This window comes from Streptomyces sp. WAC 04229 (genome assembly GCF_003947455.1).
In the GTDB taxonomy this organism is placed as follows: domain Bacteria; phylum Actinomycetota; class Actinomycetes; order Streptomycetales; family Streptomycetaceae; genus Streptomyces.
On sequence record NZ_QHJH01000300.1, the window covers coordinates 1 to 5,500 of the forward strand.

Genomic DNA, 5,500 nt, shown 5'->3' on the forward strand with positions numbered 1-5,500 from the left:
AGGAGACCCCGTGACCCGCCCGCCGATCCGGATCGTGCTCGCCGACGACGAGCGGATGGTGCGCACCGCGCTGCGTGCCATCCTCTCCGCCGAGGCCGACCTGGAGGTCGTCGGTGAGGCGGCCACCGGTGCCGAGGCGGTGTCCGTGGTGCGCGAGACCGTGCCGGACGTGGTCCTGATGGACGTCCGCATGCCCGGCGTCGACGGCATCCGCGCCACCGAGCGGATCCTTGCCACCGTCACCGGGCCGCCCCGCGTCGTGGTGGTGACCACCTTCGAGAACGACTCCTACGTGTACGACGCCTTGCGCGCCGGGGCCGCCGGGTTCCTGCTCAAGCGGGCCGACGCCGACACCCTCGTCCGCGCGGTGCGGCTGGTGGCGCACAGCGACACGCTGCTGTTCCCCTCGGCGGTGCGGACGCTGGCCGCCGAGCACGCCCGCGCGAACCCCGCCCCGCCGCCCTGGGTGGCACGGCTCACCGAACGCGAGGGCGCGGTGCTGCGCCTGATGGCGACCGGCCTGACCAATGCGGAGATCGCGGCGCGGATGGCGGTCGGGCCGGCCACGGTGAAGACACACGTGGCGTCGGTGCTGGCGAAGACCGGCAGCCGGGACCGCACCCAGGCGGTGATCCGGGCCTACGAGGCCGGCTTCACCAGAGGGGCCACATGAACGGACGATGAGAAAACGGGGCACATGGAACGATCGGCCCCGGCCCGTTCGTCCTGTCAGCGGGATGAACAAGACGATCAGGCGCGCATCGGTCCTCACGCTGCTCCTGGTGCTCGCTCTGCTGATCAGGGCGACCTGGGTGCAGTTCTACGAGGGCCGGGCGCTCGCGGACAGCAAGGACAACCGGCGCAACGCGATCGAGACGTACGCGGAGCCGCTCGGGAACATCATCGTGGGCGGCCGGTCGGTCACCGGCTCGGCGCCCACGGAGGGGAGCGACCTCGCTCACAAACGCACGTACGAGAACGGCAAGCTGTACGCGGCCGTGACGGGCTACGCCTCGCAGGCGTACGCGCCGACCCAGCTGGAGGGCATCTACCAGGACGTGCTCAACGGCACGGATCCGCGGCTCAAGACCGTCATGGACACGATCACCGACAAGCGCGCCGAGCCGGGGAACGTGGTCACGACCATCGACCCGGCCGTGCAGAAGGCCGGGTTCGATGCCCTGGGCGAGACGAAGGGCGCCGCCGTCGCGATCGACCCGAAGACGGGCAGGATCCTGTCGGTCGTGTCGACCCCCTCGTACGACCCGGCGTCGCTCACCGACGCCAACACCGCGGGCGAGGCCTGGGAGAAGCTCACCAAGGACCCGGACAAGCCGCTGACCAACCGCGCGCTGCGCCAGCCGCTGCCGCCGGGCTCCACCTTCAAGCTGGTCGTCGCGGCCGCCGCGCTGGAGAACGGGCTGTACGGGTCGGTGGACGAGAAGACCGACAGCCCGGACCCGTACCGCCTGCCGGGCACCACGACGGACCTGTCCAACGAGAACCCGAACGCGCCCTGCGAGAACGCCACGATCCGCACCGCGCTCCAGTACTCGTGCAACAACGTGTTCGCGAAGATGGCCGTCGACCTCGGCCAGGACGAGCTGCGCGCCATGGCGGAGAAGTTCGGGTTCAACGACGAGTCGCAGGACGTGCCGGTCCGGGCGTACACCAGCGTGTACCCGAAGGACATGAACAGCTCGTCGACCGCCCTCACGGGTATCGGCCAGTTCGACGTGACGGCGACCCCGCTGCAGATGGCGATGGTCTCGGCGGCCCTCGCCAACGGCGGCGAACTGGTCTCCCCGCACATGGTGTCCCAGGTCACCGACAGCGGCGGCGACGCCCTGGAGGACCACTCCGACGCGGACTCGAAGCGGATCGTCGGCTCCGACACCGCCGAGCAGCTCCAGTCGGCGATGCAGACCGTGGTCGACAAGGGCACCGGGTCGAACGCGCAGATCGCCGGCGCCACGGTGGGCGGCAAGACGGGCACCGCCCAGCACGGCGAGAACAACAGCAAGACGCCGTACGCCTGGTTCACCTCGTACGCCAAGTCCGACTCCTCGGACAAGGAGGTCGCCGTGGCGGTCATCGTCGAGCAGTCCGACGCGGCCCGCTCCGAGGTCAGCGGCAACGGCCTGGCGGCCCCGGTGGCCAAGGCGATGATGGAGGCGGCGCTCGAGAGCTGACCCTCCCCCGCGGGTTCGGTCTGCCGTACGGTGTTCGACGCCGGGAAGGCCGGGAAGCCGCTGCGAGGAGAGTCCGCCCGTGGGGAGAGCCGTCGACGACGCCGCCTCCGCGGAGTTCCACGCCTTCTTCGAACGCCACTACGCCGAACTGGCCCGGCTCGCCCAGCTGCTGACGGGCGAGCCGGACGCCGCCGACGACCTCGCGGCGGACGCGCTGCTGGCCCTGTGGCACCGCTGGGACCGGGTACGGGCGGCCGACCACCCGGTGGCGTACGCGCGCGGTGTCGTCGCCAATCTGGCCCGCTCCCGTATCCGCGCCGCCGTGCGCGAGCGCAGACGGGCCGCCCTGTTCTGGTCGCAGCGCGAGCAGCGGACGGAGGACCCGGACGTCGCCGGGGTGGTCGACGTGCGGGAGGCGCTGCGCCGGCTGCCGTTCCGCAAGCGGGCCTGTGTGGTGCTGCGGCACGGGTTCGACCTCTCCGAGCGGGACACGGCGCTCGCCCTGGGCGTCTCGGTGGGCACGGTCAAGAGCCAGACCTCGAAGGGCGTGGCCGAACTGCAGCGGCTGCTCGGCGACCGGGCGGTCCCCCGGCAGGTGCGCGCGGCGCTCGCGCGCGGCGGTGAGGCCGCGGGCGGGGCCGGATGACCGGGCCGCGGGACGCCGACGCGGAGCTGCGCGCCCGGCTGCGCCGGGCGGCCGGGGCGCACGAGCCGGACCGGGCGCGCATCCTGGCCCGGGTGGAGCGCGGCATGGCGGCCGGGGACGGCACCACCGGACACCGTCGGCCGTCCCGTGCGCTGCCGGGCTGGGCGCGGGTGGCCGGGGCGGCCGTCGCGGTGGCGGGTGTGCTGGTGGCCGGCGGCTCCCTGGCCGCGTCGAGGGTGGGCGGGGAGGCTCCCGCACCGCGCTCGGTCGCCGCCCCGCCCGGTTCGCGGGAGCCCGGGCCGCGCGAGCCCGGGCCGCTGTGGTCGGCCGGCGCGGTGGACCCGCACAGCAACGAGTTCTGGGCGCAGAGCAACATCACCCTGAGGACGAGCGCTCCCCTGACCGCGCTCACCGTCGAACTGCGGGTGGCGCAGACCGGCTCGGTCACCTCCACGGGCGCGTGGCGTTCGCTGCCGGAGGCCGACTTCACGTTCACGGCCGGGGAACGGGACGGCCTCCTCGTCTACCGGTGGACCCTCAAGCCGGGCCGCACCGTCCCGGCGGGCGAGTGGATGTTCGCCGGGCAGTACAACCACGAGCGCGGTGGCCGGGACGCGCGCGGCGACCGCTACTCCGCGACGGCCACCGCGGCGTCCGGACGCCACTCGGTGGAGGGCGGTTTCACGTCACGCGAGAGCGGCTGACGCCCCCGCGCTACTCGACGAAGTACGTCGGGTTGGGCAGCTTGTACGTGCGGTCCGCGTGGCCGCCCCGGAGGTCGGAGTACTGGTCGCCGACGTTGGCGACGACGTCGTACCCGAGGTCGCGCTCGATGTGCCGGCGGGTGCCCGCCTTGTACTGCACGGTGGTGCAGGTCCAGGTGCCGGGGGTGGCGCAGTGGGCCAGGTAGGACGGCGGGTGCGCCTTGTCCTTGAGGAACATGTGGGCGGCGTCGAGGTTCACGTCGGCACCCACCTTCTTCAGGTTCCGCACGGCGGCGGCGCGCTGCTCCTCGCTCAGCCCTGAGTTGTAGAAGACCTCGACGCCCTTCTTCTCGGCGTACCGGACGAGTCCGGGGCTGCCGGGGACTGCGGGGCGGTCGGCGCGATCGACGTAGGCGGCCCAGGTGGCGCTGTCGTAGCCGTAGTTGTTCTTCTTCTCGTAGTCGAGGCTGAGGAGAAGCGTGTCGTCGATGTCGAAGACGACGGCCGGCTTCGTGTGCCGGTGGGATGCCGTGCGGGCCGCCCGGTCGATCTGCTTCCTCGCGGCGGCGTCGGCCCGGGCCAGGTCGGCGGCGTACGGGCTGTCCGGGGATGCCTGGTAGACGCCGTCGGCGTCGAGGGTGGTGCCGTAGTAGGCGTCGATGTCCTTGGCCAGCTGCCCGATGTTGTAGGGCTCGTGGGTGGAGTTGGCGGTGGACTGGCCGGCGGTGGCGGCGCCCGTGCCGTACAGGACGGCACCGGCGACGGCGCAGGCGGCGGTGACGGTCGCGAGGCGCAGTGGTTTATGCATGACACACGTTTCTACGCGCGTCACCCGGGTGGGCGCGAGACCCGTGGCCGGATCCGCGCCCCTTTACCTGGCAAAATTCGCGTCAAGCGGGTCAAGTGCCGGACCCGCTGGGCCCGTCAGGGCATGCGTCGGTACGGCCGCCAGTCGCCCAGGTACGCCTCCCGCGTGTGCGCCGCCGCCTCTGCGCGGGTGAGAAGGGGCCGGTTCTCCGGGACGGTCACCGCGGCGCCGGGGCCGGTGTTGCGATACTCCCGGAACCGCTGCCGCTGCCAGGGGTGTTCGTCCCGCATGTCCGCGTAGGGCGCGCGGGCGTCGATGCCGGCGCCGAGGCGGGTCTCGCGCACGGTGAGCATCGGGCGGGCGGTGCCGTCGGAGCTGGGCACCCAGGGGCGGGCCAGCTTGTAGTAGCCGTCGGGGGCCTCACTGTCGACGCGGCCGCCGGTCACCAGGTAGCCGCGCGGGTTGGCGCCCGCCGTGGAGGGCGCGAAGACGAAGCCGTAGGGGGCGGCCTCGAGGTCGGTGCGGGCCAGGGTGCGGAAGCGGCAGTGCTCGTACACCGCGGTCGCCCGGCCGAAGACGAAGTCGACGTCGCCCTCGACGTGACAGTGCGCGTAGTACTGGCGGGCGAAGTGGGAGAGGTCGCGGCTGTCGGCGTAGAGGGTGTCCTGGTGACCGAGGAAGCGGCAGTGGTGGAAGGCGGAGCGGTCGCCCTGGACCTTGACCGCGACGGCCTGGGTGCCGGTGATGCCGGGGTGGTCGGCGCGCAGCCAGTCGTTGGCGAAGGTGAGGTGGCGGGCGGTGAAGCCGTCGGCGCGCAGGGTGGTGGTGGCCGATCCGCTGGTGCCGTACGTGCCGGAGCCGTCCGGCCTGGGGGTGCCGGCCGCGTTGTCGTACACGATGACCACGTCGCGCGGGTCCCCGGAGGCGCCGATCCAGGTCGCCTCGGTGCGGTCGGTGTCGAGCAGGACCGTCTCGCGGTAGGTGCCGGGGGCGAGGACCAGCGTCCAGCCGCTCCCCGCGGCCGCGGTCACGGCGTCCTGCACGGTGGTGAAGTCGCCGCGGCCGTGCGGGTCGACGTACAGGGTCTTCGGGGAGCGCCTGGCGGCCGGTGAGCCGTGGCGGCCGAAGGGGCGCGGGCGGGGCCCGGCGA

General features: G+C 73.0%; 6 protein-coding genes. 4 read left to right on the forward strand and 2 right to left on the reverse strand.

Annotated elements, in window-relative coordinates:
• Window positions 1–10: 10 nt before the first annotated feature.
• The 4 genes from DMH12_RS36840 to DMH12_RS36855 all read left to right on the forward strand — a co-directional run bounded on the left by DMH12_RS36840 (window position 11) and on the right by DMH12_RS36855 (window position 3,542).
• A complete protein-coding gene (locus DMH12_RS36840) occupies window positions 11–673 on the forward strand; it encodes a response regulator transcription factor (RefSeq protein WP_125495645.1) in 663 nt (220 codons plus the stop codon).
• Between the two features lie 64 nt (window positions 674–737).
• Entirely contained in the window at window positions 738–2,192 is a 1,455-nt protein-coding gene (locus DMH12_RS36845; protein WP_125495646.1) for a penicillin-binding protein 2, read from the forward strand.
• Window positions 2,193–2,271: 79 nt separating this feature from the next.
• Window positions 2,272–2,838 carry a SigE family RNA polymerase sigma factor gene (locus DMH12_RS36850; RefSeq protein ID WP_125495647.1) on the forward strand — a complete coding sequence of 189 codons (567 nt, stop codon included), beginning with the start codon at window positions 2,272–2,274 and terminating at the stop codon, window positions 2,836–2,838.
• Window positions 2,835–3,542 (forward strand): hypothetical protein, encoded by a 708-nt coding sequence (locus DMH12_RS36855; protein ID WP_125495648.1) that lies wholly within the window; start codon window positions 2,835–2,837, stop codon window positions 3,540–3,542. Before DMH12_RS36850 ends, DMH12_RS36855 begins: the two co-directional genes overlap by 4 nt.
• Before the next feature lie 10 nt (window positions 3,543–3,552).
• Here DMH12_RS36855 and DMH12_RS36860 read toward each other — a convergent pair whose 3' ends face one another.
• Entirely contained in the window at window positions 3,553–4,350 is a 798-nt protein-coding gene (locus DMH12_RS36860; RefSeq protein WP_125495649.1) for an HAD family acid phosphatase, read from the reverse strand.
• A gap of 116 nt (window positions 4,351–4,466) precedes the next feature.
• Window positions 4,467–5,500: pectinesterase family protein (locus tag DMH12_RS36865; protein WP_125495650.1), on the reverse strand; the 1,034-nt coding region annotated here is incomplete at its 5' end.